The following is a 19,250-nucleotide window of genomic DNA, read 5'->3' on the forward strand; positions in this document are numbered from 1 at the left end:
GTCAGGCGGTGGGCACTGCGGTGGAGGTGGCGGTCAGGTCCTCGGCGCGGCGGCGCCGGACCACCCAGAAGATGCCGGTGCCGACGACGACGGTCACGCCGACGCCGATGATCCCGGCGAGGCCGCCGGACAGTCGGGCGTCGCCGACGCCCTTGACGCTGTAGTCGGCGACGGGGGAGTTCGCGGAGGCGTGCTCCTCGACGTGGGCGTCGATGCCCTTGTCGGCGGCGACCTTCTCCAGCCCGTCGGGGCTGGCGGAGGCGTAGTAGGAGACGACACCGGCCAGCACGAGGGCGGTGGCCAGGCCGGTGATCCACACGGGCTTCGTGGACCGGGCGGCGGCGACGGGCGCCGGGGCGGCGGTCGGGGCGTCGACGAGTTCGCCGTCGACGCGCAGCTTCAGCGGCGTGGCCAGTCCGCGCGCGCCGTGGACCAGGTCGGGGCGGACGGCCAGGACGGCGCCCACGGTCGCGGCCGTGATGACGGCCTCGCCGATGCCGATGAGGACGTGTACGCCGACCATGGCGGTGAACACCTTGGCCACCGGGATGTCGGTCGTCCCTCCGACGGCGTAGATCGCGGTGAAGGCGGCGGCCGCGCCGGGCACCGAGAGCAGCGCTCCGAGGAAGGCGGCGGTGGTGATCGAGGCCCGGCCGGTCGGCAGCACCTTGACCAGGCCGCGGAAGATCGCGTAAGCGATCACCACGGTGACGACGCCCATGACGGTGATGTTCACGCCGAGGGCCGTCAGACCGCCGTCGGCGAAGAGGATGCCCTGCATGAGCAGGACCACGGACACGCAGAGCACGCCCGTGTAGGGGCCGACGAGGATCGCGGCGAGGGCCCCTCCCAGCAGGTGGCCGCTGGTGCCGGCGGCGACCGGGAAGTTGAGCATCTGCACGGCGAAGATGAAGGCGGCGACCAGGCCGGCGAGCGGTGCGGTGCGCTCGTCGAGCTCGCGGCGGGCGCCGCGGAGGCTGACCGCCACCGCGCCCGCGGCGGCGACGCCCGCGGCTATGGAGACGGGGGCGTCGATGAAGCCGTCGGGGACATGCATGTGTCTGCTCCGCTTCCTGCGGTAAGGCTCACGGCGGTAAGGCTCATGGCAGTGGGGCGCATGGGGGCTCGGGCCGGTGTTGCGCTGACAAAATCTTTAACCGTTCAAGAATAGTGCCCACTTGCAAACCATTGGCAAGAGCGTACGCGCCTCGAATAGTGGCGCGCGGATTCGCGGGAATGTGCGACGCTGGGGTCAATACAGACGCATATGTTCCGATTTGTAGGAGCCGTGTCGATGTCAGCGACCGCCGATGATCCCCGCGTGACCGAGGTGACCACCGCCGTGGAGGAGCGCGTCCGCGCCCGTGTGATCACGGACGATCCGCTCTACCGGGCGATTCCGGTCCTCCTGCGGTTCACCTCCGCCGAGCCGCTGGCGGTACGGATCGTCTTCCCCGCCGACCTGTCCCCCGAGGGCACGGACAACGAGTGGGTCTTCCCCCGCGCCCTCCTGGAGGCGGGCCTGACCGCCCCGACCGGGACCGGTGACGTACGGGTCTGGCCGTGCGGCCGGGTACAGGCGATCGTCGAGTTCCACTCCCCCGAGGGCGTCGCCGTGGTGCAGTTCGACCTCTCGGCGCTCCGTCGTTTCCTGCGCCGTACATACGCCCCAGCCCCCGCCGCGACGCCCGCCGTCGAGCCGGCCGGCGAGCACGCCACCCGTTAGGCCCAACGCCACCGCACCCACCGGCGGGCGCGAACGCGGCCGGCCCCGCACCCGGTGTTCGGGTGCGGGGCCGGCCTCTCGTACGCGACCGCGCCGGTCGGGCGCCGTCGGTCAGGCACTGAAGGTCAGGCACTGACGGTCAGATGTCGACGGTCAGACGCCGACAGTCAGGCGTTGACCAGCTCGCGGTCCTTGTCCGGACCGTCCGAGGAGCCGCCGGAGTCGCCGAGGTGCTTGCGCAGGCTCTCGCCCTCCACGTCCACGTTCGGCAGGAGCCGGTCGAGCCACTTCGGCAGCCACCAGGCCTTGTGGCCGAGCAGCGCCAGTACCGCCGGGACGATCGCCATGCGGACCACGAAGGCGTCGAAGAAGACGGCGACGGCCAGACCGAAGCCGATCATCTTGACCATCTGCTCACTGGCTCCGATGAAGCCCGCGAACACGGCGATCATGATGACGGCGGCGGCCACGACCACCCGCGCGCTGTACTGGAAGCCGGTCACGACGGCCTGGCCCGGCCGCTCGCCGTGGACGTACGCCTCCCGCATGCGGGTGACCAGGAACACCTCGTAGTCCATGGCCAGGCCGAAGACCACGCCCACCATGAAGATCGGCATCATCGACATGATCGGACCGGTCTGCTCCACCCCGAAGAGCGAGCCGAGCCAGCCCCACTGGAAGACCGCGACGACCGCGCCGAGGGCCGCGACGACCGACAGCAGGAAGCCGAGGGCCGCCTTGAGCGGGACCAGGATCGAGCGGAACACCAGCATCAGCAGCAGGAAGGCGAGGCCGACCACGAGCGCCAGGTAGGGCAGCAGCGCGTCGTTCATCTTCTGCGAGAAGTCGATGTTCATCGCGGTGGCGCCGGTGACGAGGACGTCGTCGCCGCTGCCGTCGCGGATCTCGTGGACCAGGTTCTCGGTCTCGACCGAGGAGGGCCGGTCCTTCGGGATCACGTTGATGATCGCCGCGTCGCCGTCCTTGTTCGGCATCGGCGGCATGACCGCCACGACGCCGTCCAGACCCTTGATCCGGTCGACCGTGGAGTCGGCGAGCGCCTTGTCGCCGTCTACGACGATCATCAGCGGGCCGTTGAAGCCGGGGCCGAAGCCGTCGGACAGCAGGTCGTACGCCTTGCGCTGGGTGGTGGAGACCGGCTGGGCGCCGTCGTCCGGCAGGCCCATCTCCAGCTTGCTCGCCGGGATGGCGATCACGCCGAGGCCGATCACACCGACCAGCAGCACCATGATCGGGCGGCGCAGGACGAAGCGGGCCCAGCGGGTGCCGCCGTTGGCCTTGGGCTCGGCGCCCTCGACCTTCGGCCTGCCCTTGCCGAACAGCTTGCTCTTGGCGCCGGCCGGCAGGACCTTCTTGCCGGCGAAGCCCAGGATGGCCGGGACCAGGGTCAGGGCCACGAGGACCGCGATGACCACCGTGCCGGCGGCCGCGACGCCCATCTTGGTCAGCATCGGGATGTTGACGACGGCCAGGCCCACCAGGGCGATGACCACGGTCAGACCGGCGAAGACGACGGCGGAGCCGGCGGTTCCGGCGGCCCGGCCGGCGGCCTCGTCGCGCTCACGGCCCTCGGCGAGCTCCGCGCGGTAGCGGGAGACGATGAAGAGGGCGTAATCGATGCCGACGGCGAGGCCGATCATCATCGCGAGCGTGGAGGTGGTGGAGCCGAGGTCCAGCACGTTGGCGAGGGCCGTGATGCTGGAGACACCGATGCCCACGCCGATCAGCGCGGTCAGCAGCGGCAGTCCGGCCGCGATCAGCGAGCCGAAGGTGATGACCAGGACGATCGCCGCGATGGCGATGCCGATGATCTCGCCGGAGCCCGTCTCGGGCGCGGCCATCAGCGCGTCGCCGCCGATCTCGACGGTGAGCCCGGCGTCCTGGGCGGCCTTGCCGGACACCTTCAGGGCGTCGCGGGCGTCGTCCTTCAGCTCCATGCCGCTGACGTCGTACTTGACGCTGACGTAGGCGGTGGAACCGTCCTGGCTGACGGCCTTCACCTGGTAGGGGTCGTCGATCTTGGCGATCTGCTCGGCGCCGGGGCCGTTCTGCAGACCGGAGATGATCTTCTCGACCTCGGTCTTGGTGCCCGGGTCGGTGACCTTGGCGCCCGCCGGCGCCTTGACGACGATACGGGCGGTGGCGCCGTCGGCGGCCATGCCCGGGAAGCGCTGCTCCAGCAGATCGAAGGCCTTCTGGGCCTCCGTGCCGGGTATCGAGAAGGAGCCTGAGGTGGGTGCGGACGCCGAGGCCGCGCCGAAGCCGGCGACGAACAGCAGCGCCACCCAGACGAGGGCGACGAGGCGCCGGCGCCGGAAGGCGCCCTTGCCGAGGCGGTAGAGGAAGGTGGCCACGTCGGTGGTTCTCCCGTTCGGGTCGTGGGATGGGACAGGGCGTGGTGAGCCGGCCCGACGACGAGAGCGGCGTGTCAGGAGCAGCGATACGGGTCGTGCGTGGAACTCAGACGCCGAGGGCGGGGAAGACCACGGCGTCCAGGAACTGGCCGAGGAACGTCCGGTCGACCGACCGGTCCTCGATCAGCGGGAGCGCGATGAACGCCCCGATGAGCATGTGCGGTACGAAGTCGAGCGCCGGACAGTCAGGGGCGATCTCGCCCCGGTCCACCGCGCGCTGCAACATCATCTGGAGCCCGTTGATCTCGGGATCGACCAGCAGGTCGCGCAGTGCCTGGTGGAGTTCCGGGCTCTCGTGGACGGCATGGGCCAGACCCCGCATCAGCGCGGTGTCCTTGGCCATCTGCGTGTCGTCGGAGTGCTCGACCATCAGGGCGAAGTCCCCGCGCACGCTGCCCGTGTCGATCTCCCGGAGGGAGACCGGCTGGGTGCAGCGCAGGGCCTTGGCCACCAGCTCGGGCTTGCTCCCCCACTGGCGGTAGAGCGTGGCCTTGCTGGACTTGGTGCGGGCGGCGACCGCGTCCATGGTCAGCGCCTCGTACCCGACCTCGCGGAGGAGGTCGAGGACCGCCCCGTGGAGTTCGGCTTCCCGCTCGGGGGTGATCCGGCTGCGCCGCGACGCGACCTCTTCGGGCATCTCCGGTCCTCCCATCCGAACGAAACGGTTTCGTACTCCTTCGAGCCTACCCTCCCTCCGAACGAAACGAAACCGTTCCGTTTCGCTTCGGTGAGTGTCATGGATCACCTGTACGAGTTGCCAGGGCCCTCCTGCGCGGAAAGCATTGGGGGGTGAGTCACGACGTCGCGTACCTCCGGTTCCCGCACCTGCACGACGACCTGCTGTGTTTCGCCACCGAGGACGACCTCTGGGTGGCACCCCTGGCCCCGCCCGACGGCCCGGCCGGCCGCGCCTGGCGGATCACCGTCGACCGGACCCGGGTCGGCCACCCGCGGTTCTCCCCCGACGGCCGGCACATCGCCTTCACCACCTGGCGCAGCCTCGACCCCGAGATCCACCTCGCGCCCGTGGACGGCGGTCCGGCCCGCCGGCTCAGCCACTGGGGCTCCACCGACACCCGCGTCTGCGGCTGGACCCCGCCCGACAAGGACGGCCGCAGCGACATCCTGGCCGTCTCCTCGCACGCCCAGCCCTTCTCGTACTACTCCTGGGCCTACAGCCTGCCCACCGACGGCAGCCCCGGCGGCAAGCTCCCCTGGGGCCCGGTGTCCGACATCGCCGTGCGGGAGGAACCGAACGGCGAACGCCGGACCCTGCTGCTCACCGGCAAGCCCCCGCACGAGCCCGCCGCCTGGAAGCGGTACCGCGGCGGCGCCACCGGCCGGCTCTGGCTGCACGGCCGACGGCTGCTGGAGGACGTCGAGGGCCACCTCGACTCGCCGATGTTCGTGGCCGGCCGGATCGCCTTCCTCTCCGACCACGAGGGCATCGGCAACCTCTACTCCTGCCTCCCCGACGGCACCGACCTGCGGCGCCACACCGACCACGCGGAGTTCTACGCCCGGCACGCCTCCAGCGACGGCTCCCGGGTCGTCTACCAGTGCGCGGGCGACCTCTGGCTCGTGGACTCCCTCGCCCCGGACGCCGTCCCGCGCAAGCTGGAGGTCCGCCTCGGCGGCCCCCGCGCCGGCCGGCGCAGCTATCAGATCCCGGCCGCCAACCACGTCGACTCCCTCTCCGTCGACGCGACCGGCCGGGCCAGCGCCGTCGTCGTGCGCGGCAGCCTGTACTGGCTCACCCACCGCGACGGCCCGGCCCGCACCATCGCCGACACCCCGGGCGTGCGGGTCCGGCTGCCCGAGATGCTCGGCAGCGGCGGGCAGGTGGCGTACGTGACCGACGCGGAGGGCGAGGACGCGATCGAGATCGCCTACCTGCCCCGCGCCTCCGGCGACCGCGAACCCCGCCGGCTGGCCTCGGGCCGGCTGGGCCGCGTACTGGAACTGCTCTCCGACCCGGACGGGGAACGGCTCGCCGTCGCCTCGAACGACGGCCGGCTGCTGCTGATCGACGCCACCGAGGAGTCCGACGGGGAGGTCACCGAGCTCATCCGGTCCATCAACGGGCCCGTCACCGACATCGCGTTCTCCCCCGACGGCTGTTGGCTGACCTGGTCGCACCCGGGCATCGGACGCTCGCTGCGCCAGATCAAGATGGCCCGCATCGCCGGCCCCGGCACCCGCACGGTCGTGGACGTCACCAACGGCCGCTTCGACGACGAGAACCCGGTGTTCACCCGGGACGGCCGGTTCCTCGCGTTCCTGTCCTGGCGCGGCTTCGACCCGGTGTACGACGTCCACACCGGCGACCTGTCCTTCCCGCTGGGCTGTCGCCCGTACCTGGTGCCGCTGTCCTCCGCGACCCCCTCGCCCTTCGCCTTCTCCCCCGACGGCCGCCCGGCGGCGGGCGGACTCGACCCGGTGGAGGGCGAGTCCGGCGACGGGGACGGCTCGGTGACCGTGGAGGTGGAGGGGCTGGAGAGCCGGGTCACGCCCTTCCCCGTGACGGCGTCGAAGTACTCGGCCCTGTACCCGGTGAACGGCGGCGGCCTGGTGTGGCTGCGCTGGCCGATCTCGGGGGCGCTCGGCGAGACCTTCGCCAACCCCTCCGACACCAGCGGCAAGCCGACGCTGGAGCACTACGACATCTCCAAGGCCCGCAAGAGCGAACTCGCCTCCGGACTGGACTGGTTCGCGGTCAGCGGCGACGGCACCCGGCTGGTGGTCAACGACGACGGCGACCTGCGGGCCGTCCCGTCGACCGAGTCGGGCGACGGCGACTCCACCGTCTACCTGGACCTGCGCCGCATCCTGCACGAGGTGGACCCGGCGGCCGAATGGCGCCAGGCGTACGAGGAGGCCGGCCGGCTGATCCGCGCCTACTTCTGGGAGCCCGACATGTGCGGCATCGACTGGGACGGGGTGCTGCGCCAGTACCGCTCCCTGGTCGAACGCGTCGCCTCCCCCGACGAGTTCGCCGACCTGATGCGCGAGGTCCTCGGCGAACTGGGCACCTCGCACGCGTACGTGTCCCCCGCCCGCCGCAACGAGGGCCCGCCCCACTACCAGCGGGCCATCGGCCTGCTCGGCGCCAACCTGGTGTGCCGGGACGGCGCCTGGATGATCAAACGGATCCTGCCCGGCGAGTCCTCGGACTCCAAGGCCCGCTCCCCCCTGGCCGGCACCGGCATCCGCGAGGGCGCCGTGCTCACGCACATCGACGGCCGCCCGGTGGACCCGGTGACCGGCCCGTACCCGCTGCTGGACGCGGCGGGCGGCACCACCGTCGAGTTGACCTTCGAGCAGGAAGGCGAGGGCCGGGCCCGCCGCGTCGCGGTCGTCCCCCTGATCGACGAACGGCCGCTGCGCTACCAGGACTGGGTGTCCAAACGCCGGTCGGTGGTCCGCGAGCTCAGCGGCGGCCGGTGCGGCTACCTCCACATCCCCGACATGGGCGGCTCGGGCTGGGCGCAGTTCAACCGGGACCTGCGGATGGAGATGTCCCGGCCCGCGCTGATCGTGGACGTGCGCGGCAACGCCGGCGGACACATCAGCGAGTTGGTCGTGGAGAAGCTGACCCGCTCGATCCTCGGCTGGGACCTGACGCGCAACGCCCAGCCGGTGTCGTACGCCTCCAACGCGCCCCGGGGCCCGATCGTGGCCCTGGCCGACGAGGCGACCTCCTCCGACGGGGACATGATCACGGCGGCGTTCAAGCTGCTGGGGCTGGGCCCCGTGGTCGGCCAGCGCACCTGGGGCGGGGTGGTCGGCATGACCGGCCGGCACGTCCTGGGCGACGGCACGGTGATCACGGTGCCGATGAACGCGGCCTGGTTCCCGGAGTACGGCTGGTCGGTGGAGAACAACGGCGTCGAGCCCGACCTGGCGATCCTGCGCACGCCGCTCGACTGGGCGGAGGGCCGGCACGCGGTACTCGACGACGCCGTCCACCTGGCGTTGGAACTGTTGGAGCAGGACCCGGCGGCGGTACCCCCGGGCTACGCGGACGCCCCGGACCTGCGACGCCCGAAGTTGCCGCCGCGCCCGGCCGGTTCGTAGCCGCAGCGCGGGAACCTCGAAGGGGCGGGACCGCGCTCGCGGTCCCGCCCCTCCTCACACGGTCCTCGTCCCACCGGTCCCGACCCGCCCCTCGGCCTACTTCTCGAAGGGCCCGTCGAGCGTGTCACCGGGTCTGGCGGCCTGGTCCCGTACCGCCGACGGCATCGGGTCCCCCGGCGCCGCCTTCACCTCGTCCCTCGCTTCCCGGGCCTTCGCGGCCCTGCGTTCGAGTTCTCTCGCCTTGACCTGGAACTGCTCCCTGATAGACATGCGCCCAGACTTCCACGCGCCCGTTAAGTGCGCATTTCGGACACTTAACGGTCGAGGTTCGGTCCGGATTCGGTCGAGGTCCGGCCGTATCGGCCCCTTCGTGACCGTCGGCATGATCAGCGGGACGCGCTGCGCCCCTGCTCGTCCGCGGCCCCGCCGGCCCCGACGAGCCCCTTGGAGACGCCGCCGAGCCTCGGTTCGAAACGCGCCATCTCGCGCTGCCCGACGGTCGCGATGATCCCCGGCAGGTAGCCGCGCATGCCCTGCATGCCCCGCAGCCACCACTGCGCGTACACGTGCGGCGAACGCCGCTCGATGCCGGCCACGATCCGGTCGACGGCCGGCCCCAGCGGGTACGTGCGGTTCGAGGGCCACGGCAGCCGTTGCCGGAGCTCCCGCATGACCTCGTCCTGGTCGGCGCCGCGCACCATGTCGGTGTCGGTCCAGGAGAGGTAGCCGACGCCGACCTTGACGCCCTTGTACCCGACCTCGGCGCGCAGGCAGTGCGCGAAGGCCTCGACACCGGACTTGGAGGCGCAGTACGCCGTCATCATCGGCGCCGGGGTGATCGCGGCGAGCGAGGCGATCTGGAGGAAGTAGCCGCGGCTCTCCATCAGCACGGGCAGGAAGGCCCGGGCGGTGACGGCCCCGCCGATCAGGTTGACCTCGATCACCCGGCGCCACGCGTCGGGGTCGGAGTCGACGAACGGCCCGCCGGCGGCGACGCCCGCGTTGGCGACGACGATGTCCACCTTGCCGAACCGCTGCTTGACCTCCTGCGCGACCCGGGCCATCGCCTCGTGGTCGGTGACGTCGGCGTGCCAGTGGTCGCTCTCGGTGTGGAGCCGCTCGGAGACCTCCTTGAGGGCCTCCGGCTCCAGACCCACCAGGGCCACCTTCGCCCCGCGCGCGGACAGCTTGCGGGCGAGGAGTTCACCGACCCCGCGGGCGGCGCCGGTGACGACGGCGACCTGGCCTTCCAGACTCCTGCGAGCGCTCACGGCGTCTTCTCCTTCGGGGATGTGTCGTGGTCGTGCCGGTCGCCGGCGCTTCCCGCGTACAGGGCGGTCAGCTCGCGCACGGCACGGGTGACGGCCTCGGGGGCCTCGATCGGGGTCATGTGTCCCATGCCGGTCAGCTCGGTGAGCCCGCGGCAGTCGGGCAGCGCGGCGGCCAGGCGGCGGGCGTGGGCGATGGGCGTCAGGCGGTCGCCGGTACCGGCGAGGACGGCGGTGGGCACGGTCAGCCGGGCCAGATTCCCGCCCAGGTCCAGGTCGGCCAGGACCTGGGACCAGGCGTACCGGACGGCCGCGGGGCAGCCGTGCACGATGCGGGCGACGGCCTCGACCCGGTCGGGCGCGGTACCGGGCCCCATCGTGGCGTACTTGAGCACCTTGCTCGCGATGGGCGTGACCGGCCCGAGCGGGGCGCGGGAGCCGAGCACCGCCCTGGTGATCCTGGTCCGCACGCGTCCGGCGCGCACCGGCAGCACCAGCGCCTCGGCGACCAGCCCCCCGCTGCCGGTGCTGCACAGCAGGGTGGCCGCGACGTGTTCGGTGAACTCGGGCCGCCCGGCGGCGGCCATGACCGTCATGCCGCCCATCGAGTGCCCGGCGACGACGGCCCGTTCACCGGGCGCGAGGGTGGCCTTGAGCACGGCCACCAGGTCGTCGGCGAGGGCGGTCGTGCTGTGCCGGAGCCCGACGGGGCTGCGGCCGTGGCCGCGCTGGTCGTAGGCGATGACCCGGTGGTCGCGGGCCAGGTCCCGTGTCTGGGCGGCCCAGAAGGCGGTGGAGCAGGTCCAGCCGTGGGCCAGCACCACCGCCGGGGCGCCCGCCTCGCCGTGTACCTCCACGTGCAGCCGGGCCCCGTCGGCGGAGACGGCGGTGAGTTCCCGGCCGGCGACCGGGGGCGCGTAGGGCCCGGACGTGACGTGGGCGGGGCGCCGGCTCACGCGGCGCTCCCGTCGGCCGTGACGGCCGCCGCCGGGGCGCCCTCGGGCACGGCGGCCCCGGGCGCGTCCACCTCGGCCTCACCGGCGCGGGAGGCCGGGGCGATCGGGGCGGTCGGGGCGGAGGGGGCGATCGGGGCGCTCCCCGACACCGACCCCGCGGCGACCCGCTCGGCTCGCGGTATCCCGCCCTTGCGGACGACCTCGTACTCGGCGAGGTCGACGGTGCGGGTCTCGCGGCGGAACGCGCCGGTGGTGCCCGGCCAGACCGTCGTGTTGAGCCCGTTGGCGTCCAGGTACCAGCTGGTGCAGCCGCCGGTGTTCCAGACGGTGCGTTCCATCCGCGACTGCACCTGCCGGTTCCACGCGTTCACCGCGGAGGGCCTGGCCGCCAGCGCGGTCCGGCCTCCCAGGGTGTCCAACTGCCGCAGGTAGTCGGCCATGTAGTTCAGCGCCGACTCGATCATGAGGATCATCGAGCTGTTCCCGAGACCGGTGTTCGGTCCGATGATCGTCATCCAGTTGGGGAAGCCGGCGGCCGTCGCGCCGCAGAGCGACTTCATGCCGTCCTTCCACGCGTCCGCGAGGGTCTGGCCGTCGGCGCCGACCACCCGGTCGGCGATCGGCATGTCCGTCACGTGGAACCCGGTGCCGAAGACGATCGCGTCCACCTCGGTCTCGGTCCCGTCGGCGGCGACCAGAACCGAGCCCCGGATCTCCTTGAGCCCGGAGGCGACCAGATCGACATTGGGCCGGGCCAGCGCCGGGTAGTACTCGCTGGACAGCAGGATGCGCTTGCAGCCGATGCGGTACGAGGGCGTCAGCTTGGCCCGCAGGCCCGGGTCCTTGATCGAACGCGCCATGTTGGCCTTGGCCAGGGACTCGACCAGGCCGAGCTGGTTCGGCCGCTTGGTGAAGGCGCTGACCTGAAGTTCGCGGATCCCCCACAGCAGCCCGCGCCGGGCGGCCTGGGTGAAGGGCAGCTGCCGGTGCAGCCGGCGCTCGAAGGCGGAGATGGCCCGGTCGGTGCGCGGCATCACCCACGGCGGGGTGCGCTGGAAGAGCGTGAGGCGGTCCACGTCGGGGGCGATGGCCGGCACGATCTGGATGGCCGAGGCGCCGGTGCCGATCATGGCGACGCGCTTGCCGCGCAGGTCGTAGTCGTGGTCCCAGCGGGCCGAGTGGAAGACCTTGCCGGGGAACTCGGCGAGCCCGGGGATCTCGGGCATCTTCGGGTCCGACAGCGGCCCGGTCGCGGAGACCACCACGTCGGCGGTGAGGTTCCCGGTCGAGGTCTCGATCTCCCACCTCAGCTCGTCGGCGTCCCAGCGCATCAGCCGGACCTCGGAGTTCAGCCGGATGTGCGGCCGCAGCCCGAAGGTGTCGGCGACCTGCTCCAGGTAGGCCCGGATGTGCGGCTGGCCCGAGAAGGTCCGGGGCCAGTCGGGGTTGGGCGCGAAGGAGAAGGAGTAGAGGTGCGAGGGCACGTCGCAGGCGCACCCCGGATAGTTGTTGTCGCGCCAGGTGCCGCCCACGGAATCGGCGCGCTCCAGCACGACGAAGTCCGTGATCCCCTCGCGGCGCAGTCGTACGGCGGCACCGAGCCCGCCGAAACCGGACCCGATCACCGCCACCCTCACGTGCTCGCGCCCGTCCACGCCGTCACCCATGCCACCCATGCCCGCCGCCTCCGCTTCCGCAGTCCCAGCCCAGCCCAGTCACAACCACCAGTGCAACACTGCCAGCAATCACTGGCACAATCGGGAGAGTAGAGCAGCCTCGTACTCATGGGTAGGGGTCGCGCCCGGAAAGTTACCGCGGGTACGACCCGGGCGCCCCGAGCCCGGCCCGATCGACAGGACACCGCCTAGGCTGCGCACGTGGCCGACAACGAGACGGAAGCAAGGACGACGACCGTGCCGAGAACCGTGCGCGAATACCGTACGGAGGAGCTGGCCGAGGCGGCCGGCATCCCGGTGCGCACCCTGCGCTTCTACCGCGAACGCAAGCTGCTGCCGCCACCGCGCCGCGAGGGCCGGATCGCCTGGTATGACGACCACCACCTGGCCCGCCTGCGCACCATCGCCGGCCTGCTGGAACGCGGCCACACCCTCGGCGGCATCGCGGAGCTGACGGCCGCCTTCGAGAACGGGCGCGACGTCGGCCAACTCGGGGAACTGCTCGGCATCGGCTGGTCGGAGGAGACCCCGGTGCGCATGTCGCCCGAGGCCCTGGCCGACTACTTCGAGGGCGAGGTCACCCCGGAGAACCTGGCGGCCTCGCTGGACCTCGGCTACCTCGCCATCGACGGCGACGCCATCGTGCACGTCAGTCGCCGCCTGTTGGACGTCTCCTCGGCGCTGGTCCGCGAGGGTGTCCCGCTCGCGGCGGTGCTGGAGACGGGCCGCCGGGTCCGCGAGCACGCGGACGCCATGGCGGCCCTGTTCACCGAGCTCATATCCACGCACATCGCGGACGACGCCGTCCCGCGCCTGCGCCCGCTGGCCAAGAGCGTGGTGGAGGCCGAGCTGACGATGGCCATGGACCGGCTGCACCAGCAGCGGGAGCAGCCGGAGCAGCGCCCTCAGACGCCGAGTTCGTAGACGACGGTCACCGGCGCGTGGTCGGACCAGCGCTCGGGGTGGGTCTCCGCACGCTCCACGAAGGCCTTCACGGCCTTGCCGGCCAGTCCCGGGGTGGCGACCTGGAGGTCGATCCGCCAGCCGGCGTCGTTGTCGAAGGCCCGGCCCCGGTAGGACCACCACGAGTACGGACCCTCGGTGTCCGGGTGCAGCGCGCGCACGACGTCCACGTACCCGGCCTGCTCGTACACCTTCCCGAGCCACTCGCGTTCCTCGGGCAGGAAGCCCGCGTTCTTGCGGTTCGTCTTCCAGTTCTTGAGGTCGGCTTCCCGGTGGCAGATGTTCCAGTCGCCGCAGACGACGACCTCGCGCCCGTCGGCGGCGGCCCGCTCCTTGAGTCGGGCGAGGTGATCGAGGAACTCGGCCATGAAGCGGTACTTCTCGTCCTGCTTCTCGGTTCCCGCCTCGCCGGACGGCAGGTACAGGCTCGCCACGGTCACTCCGGGGAGGTCGATCTCCAGGTAGCGGCCGGCGGCGTCGAACTCGTCGCTCCCGAAGCCGACCCGCACCGCCTCGGGCGCCCTGCGCGTGTACACCGCGACCCCGGCCCGCCCCTTGGCCGCGGCCGGCGCGAAGGCGGTGTGCCAGCCCTCGGGCTCCCGGGCCTCGACCGGAATCTGCCCTTCCTCGGCCCGCACCTCCTGGAGGCACACGACGTCGGCGTCGGATCCCGCCAGCCATTCCACGAAGCCCTTCTTCGCGGCGGCCCGGATCCCATTCACATTCACGGAGGTCACGGTGAGCATCCCAGCACCTTAGCGGGACCGTTCCGTACGATGTTCGGATGTCTCATGGGATAACCCTGCGCACCGTCGCCTACGACCACCCCGACGCGGCGAAACTCGACGCCCAGGTACAGATCGAATACCAGGAGCGCTACCAGGGGGAGGGCGACGCCACCTTCCTCGACCCGGCGATGTTCGTCCCGCCGAACGGCCTCTACCTCCTCGCCTACGACGCCTCGGACAGCCCGGTGGCCAGCGGCGCCTGGCGCCGCCAGGACCACGGCGAGGAGGGCTACTCGGACGGTGACGCCGAGATCAAGCGGATGTACGTGGTCCCCGGGGCCCGCGGCCTCGGTCTGGCCCGGCGCATCCTGGCCGTGCTGGAGGACGACGCCCGGGCGGCGGGTCGCAGCCGCATGGTCCTCGAAACGGGCGACCAACAGCCGGAGGCCATCGCCCTCTACGGCTCGTCGGGCTACACCCTGTCGGAGAAGTTCGGCCACTACCGCTTCCACGACTCCAGCCGCTGCATGACGAAGCCGCTGCGCCCCTGACAGAAGAAAGATCCCGCCCGGTCGTCCGACCGGACGGGATCTCTTGCCCGTGGGTCGTTCACGAGCGCCGCTGACCAGGCACTCGAGCGGCGAACGAAGAATCAATGACGCGATGGACCAGATGGAGCAAGCGCAGCGCAACGGCGAGAACGTCCCGCAGGTCAGGAACCGGAAGTGACGCGGGGGCAGTGGGGCTGCATGGTCGCCCCCGTGGCCGGTCTGGCCACGGGTGTGCTCGGGTCGGTACTGCCGGCAGCCGCCTGGCGGGCGTGCGACGTTGGGGTGAACGGCGCGGCCAACGGGTTCGCATTGACCCCGGAAACGACGGAGATCCCGCCCGATCTTGCGATCGGACGGGATCTTGTCAACGTCCCTGAGAGCTACTCAAGAACTGTCGTTTGTGGACCTGTGGGGATTTGAACCCCAGACCCCCTCGATGCGAACGAGGTGCGCTACCAGACTGCGCCACAGGCCCTTGCGACGTGTGAAACATTAGCATCCCCGCGCGGGTGCTCCAAAACCGATTCCCCGAGGTGTCCGCGCAGGTCACCGATCACTCGTTGGCGGCGCGCGGCCGATCCTCGCCCTCGTACTGGTCGAAGAGCGGGGTACGGCCCCGCTCCCGGCCGCGCGGGCGCGGGGTGACGGGGGTCTTGGGCTCCGCCTTCGGATCCGGCTCGGAGGACGGCGCCGGGACGGCCGGCTGGGCGCGCAGTCGGGGTTCCGTCGGCTCGGCGGTGCTGGAGCGGGTGGCGCTCCAGCCGTCCGGGGAGGCCGGTCCGGTGGCACGCGGGGCCACGGGGGCCGTCACGTACGTCGGGAGCGGGACGGGGACGGGCTCCCAGCTGTCACCTCGGGCGGGGCCGCGTTCGCGCTCGCGCTGCTGGTCCACCCACTCGGCGTGGTCGGTCTGTTCGACCAGCGCGCGCCGGCCGGCCTCCTGCGGGGAGACCGGTGGAGAGGGGTCCGGTTCGGTGCCGGCGGCGGACTCCGCCTCGCGGCGGTGCGGGCGGTTCTCGCGGAGCCGGCGGGCGGCGGCCTCGGCGCGCCGCCGGTCCATCGTGAACTCGTAGCGCCGCCGCTCCTGGACCCGCAGGTGCACGATGTAGGTGCTCAGCAGCAGGGCCGGAAGGGCGGGCGCCCACAGGTAGCGCAGTCCGCCGACCGCGGCGACGACCGCCCCGAAGGTGAAGATCAGGAAGAGGAGCGCGGTGGTGCGCCGGCGGCGTGCGAGCACCTGGAGGCGCTGTTCCCGCCGGGCGCGCTCGGCCCGTTCGGCGCCGGCCGATCTGGGCTCCGACCTGGTCGGAGGCACGTCGAGGACCCGGGCGTCGGCGTCGACGGAATTCACCGTCTCCGTCGCCGCGTCCGGGTCCGCGTGGGGTTGGGGATCCACCTCTTCGGCACCGCGCTCGCGCAGCCCCTTGGCGTAACGGCGCTCCATTCCCGCCCGGCCGGAAAGCAGCCGGATGGCAGTGGAGAAGCGTTCCGTCGGACGGGCTTCGTTCAGCTCGTCCTGCCTCCGGAGCCACATGGGCACCAAGTAGGCGGCCCAGGCCCCCACAATGACTGCGTAGATGAGGCCGCTGCTGCTCACACCACACACCGTAGAGGGGCGCGGGCCGGCGGATCAGCCAATTGAGCCGGTGTGTCGCACGATCTCGCTGATATCACGGACTTTTTTTGTGATTCTTCGGATCAGGTTATGGGCGAATCCCGCGCGGAATTCGAACGCGTTTGCGATTCGACTATTTCGGCGGGGCTCCGCGGTGCCCGGCCGTCCGGTGCCAACGGCTCAGCAGCCCCTCGGGGAGCTCCTCCACCGTGAGCGCGAAGACCAGGTGGTCCCGCCACGCCCCGTCGATGTGGAGGTAGCGCGGTCGCACGCCCTCCTCGCGGAATCCGAGCTTCTCGACGACCCGTCGACTGGGCCCGTTCTCCGGCCTGATGCACACCTCGATGCGGTGCAGCCCGACCTTCGCGAAGCAGTGGTCCACGGCGAGCGCGACGGCCGTCGGCATCACCCCGCGCCCCGCCACGTCGCGGTCCACCCAATAGCCGACGTGGCCCGCGCACATCGAGCCCCAGGTGATCCCGGCGACCGTCAACTGGCCGACGAGCCGCCCCTGGTACTCGATGACGAACGGCAGCATCCGCCCCGCGTTCGCCTCCGCCCGCAGGTGGCGCACCATTTGACGGTACGTCGGCCGGTGGATCACCGGCCCCCACGGCGCGGGCGGCGGGATCGTGGCCTCCCACGGCCGCAACCACTCGCGGTTGCGGCGGTTGACCTCGCGCCAGGCGCGCTGGTCCCGCAGCTTTATCGGCCGCAGCGTGACGTCGCCGTCCGTCAGCACCACGGGCCAGGACGGGCCGTTCAGCTCGCGCTCCCCGACGGTCTCGGGTGGTCGCCACCCCGGATCTGGTCCACGGCGTGCGGCAGGATCCGGGACAGCACCGCGAGGCCGTCGCGGACCCCGCCGGTGGAGCCGGGCAGGTTCACGATCAGCGTGTGGCCCGCGACCCCCGCCAGCCCCCGGGACAGCGCCGCGGTCGGCACCTTCGCCAGGCCCTCCGCGCGGATGGCCTGCGGAATCCCGGGGATCTCGTAGTCGAGGACCTTCGCGGTGGCGTCGGGGGTCCGGTCGGTCGGCGAGATGCCGGTGCCGCCGGTGGTCAGGATGACGTCGTATCCGGCGGCCACGCCCTCGCGCAGCGCCTGCTCGACGGGGTCCCCGTCCGGGACGATGCGCGGGCCGTCCACGGCGAAGCCGAGCGCGCCCAGTGCCTCGGCCAGCAGCGGGCCGCCCTTGTCGGCGTACACGCCCTGCGAGGCGCGGTTGGAGGCGGTGACCACCAGCGCGCGCGTCACGGGCGGTGCCTCGGGGGCGTCGGGCCGTGCCGCCCAGGCCTCGCCCGCCACCGGTGGTACGTGGCTCAGGTGGCTGTGGACCTCGCCGCCGCGCGGGGCGTTCACGCGCGGGTCCAGTCGCCCGACTTGCCGCCGGTCTTCTCCTCCACCCGGACGTCCGTGATGACGGCGCCCTTGTCGACGGCCTTGATCATGTCGATCACGGTGAGTCCGGCGACCGCGACCGCGGTGAGCGCTTCCATCTCGACGCCCGTGCGGTCCGTGGTCTTCACGGTGGCGAGGATCTCGACGGCGTCGTCGGCGACCCTCAGGTCCACCTTCACGCCCGAGACGGCCAGCGGGTGGCAGAGCGGGATCAGGTCGGGGGTCTTCTTCGCGCCCATGATCCCGGCGATCCGCGCGGTGGCGAGGGCGTCGCCCTTCGGTACGCCCTCGCCCCGCAGCAGTTCGACGACCCGGGGGGAGACGAGGACCCGTCCGCTGGCTCGCGCCGTCCGGGTGGTGACGTCCTTCGCCGACACGTCCACCATCCGGGCCGCGCCGGCCTCGTCGATGTGCGTCAGCCTGCTCTGCGTGCTCATATCTGGTGCCGCTCCCGCTCCGGGCCCCGCAAGGGCCTGTGTGGTGCAACACGCTACCCGCACCCGCGGCACCTCAGCCGAGCAGGACCACTTCCAGCTCGGCCCCCGGCTCCACCGAGGTGACGTCCTCCGGTACGACGATCAGGGAGTCGGCGTGCGCCAGCGCGGCGATCAGGTGCGACCCGGATCCGCCGACCGGGCTGACCGTCGCGCTCCGCGGGTCGTACGCGCCGCGCAGGAACTGCCGGCGGCCGGCCGGGGAGCCGATGGCCTTGTCGGCCTTGAGTTCGGCCCGTACCACCGGACGGCTGACGGCGGACTCCGGCAGGCCCATCAGGGTGCGGATGGCGGGGCGCACGAACAGCTCGAAGGAGACGTAAGAGGAGACCGGGTTGCCGGGCAGCGCCAGCAGCGGGGTGTGGTCGGGGCCGACGGTGCCGAAGCCCTGGGGCTTGCCGGGCTGCATGGCCAGCCTGCGGAAGTCGATGCCGCCGCCGTCCACGTCGTCCTCGCCGGCGGCCACGGCGGTCAGGGCCTCCTTGACCACGTCGTACGCGCCGACGCTGACGCCGCCGGTGGTGACCAGCAGGTCGGCCCGGACCAGCTGGTCCTCGATGGTGGAGCGCAGGGTGTCCGCGTCGTCGGCGACCGCGCCGACCCGGTAGGCGATGGCCCCGGCGTCGCGCGCGGCGGCGGCCAGCGCGAAGCTGTTGGAGTCGTAGATGGTGCCCGCGGTCAGCGGTTCGCCCGGCTGGACCAGCTCGCTGCCGGTGGACAGGACGACCACGCGGGGCCGCGGCCGCACCCGCACCGTGCCCCGTCCGATGGCGGCGAGCAGGGCGATCTGCGGCGGGCCGAGCACCGTGCCGGCGGCCAGGGCGAGGTCCCCGGCCTGTACGTCGCTGCCGCGCGAGCGGACGTGCGCCCGGGCCTCGGCGGCGCGGTGGACCCGTACCTCGCCGCCCGCGCCCTCGGGCGCGGAGCTGGCCGGGGTCATGCCGACCGCGGCACCGCCACCGGTCCCGCCGTCGGTCCACTCGACCGGTACGACGGCTTCCGCGCCGGGCGGCAGCGGGGCGCCGGTCATGATGCGGGCGGCCTGTCCGGGGCCGACCGTGGGCAGCTCACCGCTGCCGGCGGCGACGTCCCCGATGACCGTCAGCACCGCGGGGAACTCCTCGCTCGCGCCCTGGACGTCGGCCGTGCGGACGGCGTACCCGTCCATCGAGCTGTTGTCGAAGGGCGGGAGGGCGACGGGCACGGTGACGTCCTCGACCAGGACACAGCCCTGGGCGTCGAGCAGTTGGAGTTCGATGGGCTCCAGCGGCCGGACGGCGGCGAGGATGTCCGCGAGGTGCTCGTCCACCGACCACAGACGGTCGTGATCGGTGCCCTGCGGTGCGGAACTGGTCAAGGT

General features: G+C 72.2%; 17 protein-coding genes and 1 tRNA gene. 4 read left to right on the forward strand and 14 right to left on the reverse strand.

All coding sequences use genetic code 11. The annotated features are described in order from the left end of the window. Position 1: 1 nt before the first annotated feature. Entirely contained in the window at positions 2–1,057 is a 1,056-nt protein-coding gene (locus OHA84_RS15945; protein ID WP_266971121.1) for an energy-coupling factor ABC transporter permease, read from the reverse strand. 264 nt (positions 1,058–1,321) lie between these two features. Here OHA84_RS15945 and OHA84_RS15950 point away from each other — a divergent pair, with 264 nt between their 5' ends. Then, positions 1,322–1,726, forward strand: coding sequence for an SsgA family sporulation/cell division regulator (locus tag OHA84_RS15950; protein WP_266947718.1), 405 nt, complete (start codon positions 1,322–1,324; stop codon positions 1,724–1,726). Between the two features lie 167 nt (positions 1,727–1,893). Here the strand turns inward: OHA84_RS15950 and OHA84_RS15955 are convergent, their stop codons facing one another. Next, positions 1,894–4,101: an MMPL family transporter gene (locus OHA84_RS15955; RefSeq protein WP_266947720.1), complete on the reverse strand. Its 2,208-nt coding sequence runs from the start codon at positions 4,099–4,101 to the stop codon at positions 1,894–1,896. Between the two features lie 106 nt (positions 4,102–4,207). Further along, positions 4,208–4,798, reverse strand: a complete 591-nt coding sequence (locus OHA84_RS15960; RefSeq protein WP_053679743.1) for a TetR/AcrR family transcriptional regulator — start codon at positions 4,796–4,798, stop codon at positions 4,208–4,210. A gap of 152 nt (positions 4,799–4,950) precedes the next feature. Between OHA84_RS15960 and OHA84_RS15965 the strand changes: the two genes are divergently transcribed. Continuing rightward, positions 4,951–8,238 (forward strand): S41 family peptidase, encoded by a 3,288-nt coding sequence (locus OHA84_RS15965; protein ID WP_266947725.1) that lies wholly within the window; start codon positions 4,951–4,953, stop codon positions 8,236–8,238. Between the two features lie 96 nt (positions 8,239–8,334). Here the strand turns inward: OHA84_RS15965 and OHA84_RS15970 are convergent, their stop codons facing one another. From OHA84_RS15970 to OHA84_RS15985, 4 genes are all read right to left on the reverse strand, one after another. After that, entirely contained in the window at positions 8,335–8,508 is a 174-nt protein-coding gene (locus tag OHA84_RS15970) for a hypothetical protein (RefSeq protein WP_159041426.1), read from the reverse strand. A 116-nt stretch (positions 8,509–8,624) separates the two neighbouring features. Further along, positions 8,625–9,509 carry an SDR family oxidoreductase gene (locus OHA84_RS15975; protein ID WP_053679542.1) on the reverse strand — a complete coding sequence of 295 codons (885 nt, stop codon included), beginning with the start codon at positions 9,507–9,509 and terminating at the stop codon, positions 8,625–8,627. Beyond that, positions 9,506–10,462, reverse strand: a complete 957-nt coding sequence (locus OHA84_RS15980; protein ID WP_266947730.1) for an alpha/beta fold hydrolase — start codon at positions 10,460–10,462, stop codon at positions 9,506–9,508. The genes OHA84_RS15975 and OHA84_RS15980 overlap by 4 nt, the downstream gene beginning before the upstream one ends. Further along, complete coding sequence (locus tag OHA84_RS15985) at positions 10,459–12,138, reverse strand: NAD(P)/FAD-dependent oxidoreductase (RefSeq protein ID WP_266971118.1); 1,680 nt, start codon at positions 12,136–12,138, stop codon at positions 10,459–10,461. Before OHA84_RS15985 ends, OHA84_RS15980 begins: the two co-directional genes overlap by 4 nt. Before the next feature lie 201 nt (positions 12,139–12,339). On the opposite strand from OHA84_RS15985, the gene OHA84_RS15990 reads away from it, so the two are divergent. Beyond that, positions 12,340–13,062, forward strand: coding sequence for a MerR family transcriptional regulator (locus OHA84_RS15990; RefSeq protein ID WP_266947735.1), 723 nt, complete (start codon positions 12,340–12,342; stop codon positions 13,060–13,062). On the opposite strand, the gene OHA84_RS15995 is transcribed toward OHA84_RS15990, so the two are convergent. Then, positions 13,044–13,847, reverse strand: coding sequence for an exodeoxyribonuclease III (locus tag OHA84_RS15995; RefSeq protein ID WP_266947737.1), 804 nt, complete (start codon positions 13,845–13,847; stop codon positions 13,044–13,046). The genes OHA84_RS15990 and OHA84_RS15995 overlap by 19 nt on opposite strands. 38 nt (positions 13,848–13,885) lie before the next feature. Here OHA84_RS15995 and OHA84_RS16000 point away from each other — a divergent pair, with 38 nt between their 5' ends. Further along, positions 13,886–14,380 carry a GNAT family N-acetyltransferase gene (locus tag OHA84_RS16000; RefSeq protein WP_053679548.1) on the forward strand — a complete coding sequence of 165 codons (495 nt, stop codon included), beginning with the start codon at positions 13,886–13,888 and terminating at the stop codon, positions 14,378–14,380. 401 nt (positions 14,381–14,781) lie between these two features. Here OHA84_RS16000 and OHA84_RS16005 read toward each other — a convergent pair. The 6 genes from OHA84_RS16005 to glp all read right to left on the reverse strand — a co-directional run bounded on the left by OHA84_RS16005 (position 14,782) and on the right by glp (position 19,247). Then, positions 14,782–14,855 (reverse strand) — tRNA-Ala (locus tag OHA84_RS16005). Positions 14,856–14,933: 78 nt separating this feature from the next. Beyond that, positions 14,934–15,977, reverse strand: coding sequence for a hypothetical protein (locus OHA84_RS16010; protein WP_266971115.1), 1,044 nt, complete (start codon positions 15,975–15,977; stop codon positions 14,934–14,936). Between the two features lie 151 nt (positions 15,978–16,128). Beyond that, positions 16,129–16,761 carry a GNAT family N-acetyltransferase gene (locus OHA84_RS16015; RefSeq protein WP_078999012.1) on the reverse strand — a complete coding sequence of 211 codons (633 nt, stop codon included), beginning with the start codon at positions 16,759–16,761 and terminating at the stop codon, positions 16,129–16,131. Beyond that, positions 16,758–17,303, reverse strand: a complete 546-nt coding sequence (locus tag OHA84_RS16020; RefSeq protein ID WP_053679755.1) for a MogA/MoaB family molybdenum cofactor biosynthesis protein — start codon at positions 17,301–17,303, stop codon at positions 16,758–16,760. The genes OHA84_RS16015 and OHA84_RS16020 overlap by 4 nt, the downstream gene beginning before the upstream one ends. A gap of 50 nt (positions 17,304–17,353) precedes the next feature. Beyond that, the gene (gene moaC, locus OHA84_RS16025) at positions 17,354–17,833 is read right to left on the reverse strand and encodes a cyclic pyranopterin monophosphate synthase MoaC (protein ID WP_053679572.1); all 480 of its coding nucleotides are present in this window, start codon (positions 17,831–17,833) and stop codon (positions 17,354–17,356) included. Between the two features lie 73 nt (positions 17,834–17,906). Next, entirely contained in the window at positions 17,907–19,247 is a 1,341-nt protein-coding gene (glp, locus tag OHA84_RS16030; RefSeq protein ID WP_053679574.1) for a gephyrin-like molybdotransferase Glp, read from the reverse strand. Positions 19,248–19,250: the final 3 nt, after the last annotated feature.

It is taken from the genome of Streptomyces sp. NBC_00513 (assembly GCF_041431415.1).
Taxonomy (GTDB): domain Bacteria; phylum Actinomycetota; class Actinomycetes; order Streptomycetales; family Streptomycetaceae; genus Streptomyces.